This window comes from Bacteroidota bacterium, assembly GCA_018831055.1.
Classification (GTDB): Bacteria; Bacteroidota; Bacteroidia; order Bacteroidales; family B18-G4; genus M55B132.
Genome location: JAHJRE010000338.1, coordinates 1 through 2357 on the forward strand (window position 1 = coordinate 1; position 2357 = coordinate 2357).

At 55.9% G+C, this 2357-nt stretch carries 2 protein-coding genes; both read left to right on the forward strand.

The genetic code is table 11. The features are described from left to right. Positions 1–295: 295 nt before the first annotated feature. Positions 296–952, forward strand: coding sequence for a ribulose-phosphate 3-epimerase (gene rpe / locus KKA81_17600; protein ID MBU2652746.1), 657 nt, complete (start codon positions 296–298; stop codon positions 950–952). A gap of 195 nt (positions 953–1147) precedes the next feature. Continuing rightward, positions 1148–2357, forward strand: a 1210-nt coding sequence (locus tag KKA81_17605) for an efflux RND transporter periplasmic adaptor subunit (GenBank protein ID MBU2652747.1), incomplete at its 3' end; no start/stop codon positions are given.

The window sequence follows — 2357 nt, forward strand, 5'->3', positions numbered from 1 at the left end:
CCAAATCCGTATATCGAGCTTACCGAGGCCTTGTCCGCCCGGTCCCAGCCGTTGGTGAGCAGGACTCCGTCGATATCAAGAAACAGGGTATCGATTGGTGTTTTCGCTGTCATATCGTTTTTCCGGGCCAGTTCAACCATTTGTTGTTCTTCATCGCCCAAGCGGATTCCGATCAACGACTATGATTTACAGCCGTTTGCCCTCATACAACAGCGTCGAGAGCAATTAGTGCCCGAATTCCCCGGTCGTTACCGGGGGACTTGCGGAGTCGGGCCAAACAGCGTATGTTGTTGTCATGACGTTGATAGCTCCCTCCGTACTGGCGGCCGATTTCAGCCGGCTCGGCGATGAGATCGCCGACACGGTCAAGGCCGGCGCCGATCAGCTCCACCTGGACATCATGGACGGCCACTTTGTGCCGAATATCTCCTACGGCCCCTCGGTGGTGAAGACTGTCAACAGTTTGACCGATCTCCCGCTTGATGTTCACTTGATGCTCACGAACCCGGAAGACTTCTTTGAGGCGTTCATCAAAGCAGGAGCCGATGCCATCACATTCCACATTGAGGTCCATCCCAACCCGGTCTCACATCTCGACAAACTGCACGAGATGGGGGTAGAGGCCGGACTTTCGCTCAACCCCGACAAAGCGGTCGACCTCGTTTTACCGTATCTCGAAAAGTGTGATCGCCTGCTCGTGATGTCGGTTTTTCCAGGGTTTGGTGGGCAGAAGTTCATCGAGTCGACTCTGACGACAATCGAGAAAGCCCGCACGTTTATAGACCGGCACGGTCTTAAGACTGTTATCGCTGTCGATGGCGGCGTTGACGGTACGAATGCCACGCGGGTGGTCGTGGCCGGGGCCGATATTCTCGTCATGGGCTCCGCTTTTTACCGCCACGACAACCGGGCCGGGCTGGTCCGGGAGGTTCACGCGTTGGGTCGACCCTGATCAAACGGCGCTGCAGACCTTTTCTTCGCTAACACAAATAGTAGTATCTTTGATCAGACGGCGCCGCGGACTTTCTCTCCCCTTACACTAATAGTAGTATCTCTTCAGGCTCATTAATCCGACTGGGGACGCCGGTGGTCCTAATTCTGCGTTATAGTAGATTGCAGACAATATTTGCGATATGAGGACAAGTTTATGAGCAAGAAGCTCTTCGTCTATTTGGCGGCGGTGGCCATCGTGGTTGTCGGAGGCTATTTTCTAATCTACGGCAAATCTGGTAAAGCCGAGGCTACGTATGACTTTGCCACCGTCACCAAAGGCAGTATCGAAACTACCGTCTCCGCCACCGGCACGCTCTCGCCGGTGACTACGATCGATGTCGGCACCCAGGTGTCGGGCACGATTGATTCGGTCTATGTCGATTACAACGATACCGTTAAGGCCGGCCGGGTGCTCGCCGTTCTTGATACAACGCTGCTGAACGCCGCTGTTATGGATGCGGACGCCAATGTCGACCGGTCCGAGGCGCAGCTCGTTCAGGCCAAGGCCGACTACGAGCGGAACAAAGCATTGTTGGATCGCGGGTTGATTTCCGACGCCGAGTATCTGCCGTTTCAGGTCAGCTTGAAATCGCAGGAAGCGTCGTTGAAATCGTCCCAGGCTGCCCTTTTGAGAGCCAAACGAAACCTGCAATACGCGGTTATTAAATCGCCGATCAACGGTATTGTAATCAGCCGCAATGTCGAGGCGGGGCAGACCGTGGCCTCGAGCCTTTCCACCCCGACCCTGTTCGTTATTGCCGAGAACCTTTCCCGGATGGAGATCCTTGCCGATATCGATGAGAGCGACATCGGCCAAATCGAGGTTGGCCAGCCGGTGCGATTTACGGTCGCCACCTATGCCGATAAGGAATTCACCGGCAGCGTCAAACAGGTTCGCTTGCAACCGCGCACTGTCTCGAATGTCGTGACCTATACCGCTGTGGTCGAGGCCGACAACGAAAGCGGCTTCCTGTTGCCCGGTATGACGGCGACTATAGATTTTGTCACGCAGAGTCACGATGACGTGCTTTTGATTCCGAGTAAGGCGCTCCGTTTCAACCCGACCGAGGACCAGCTTGCCGAATTCGAAAAGCGTATGGAAAAAGAGCGGGCCGCCAAAACAGAGAGCGGACCAAGAGCGACTGGTGACAGTACCACCGGCTCACAACCGCAGGGCCAAGGGCAGTTTGTCGGCGCTATGATGCCGGGTGAAGGTGGGGGTCGGCGCAGCGGCGGGGCGGTCTGGTATCTTGATTCTCTCGGTCAACTGGCGATGGCGCCGTTGCGGCCGGGTTTGTCCGACGGCGTCAACACCGAAATTCTGCGCTCGCGTGTCCTCACCGAGGGGATGAAAATTATACTCG

Excerpts from the sequence above, each read along its gene's own strand:
- rpe (MBU2652746.1), top strand. The coding sequence starts at position 296 with ATGACGTTGATAGCTCCCTCCGTACTGGCGGCCGATTTCAGCCGGCTC.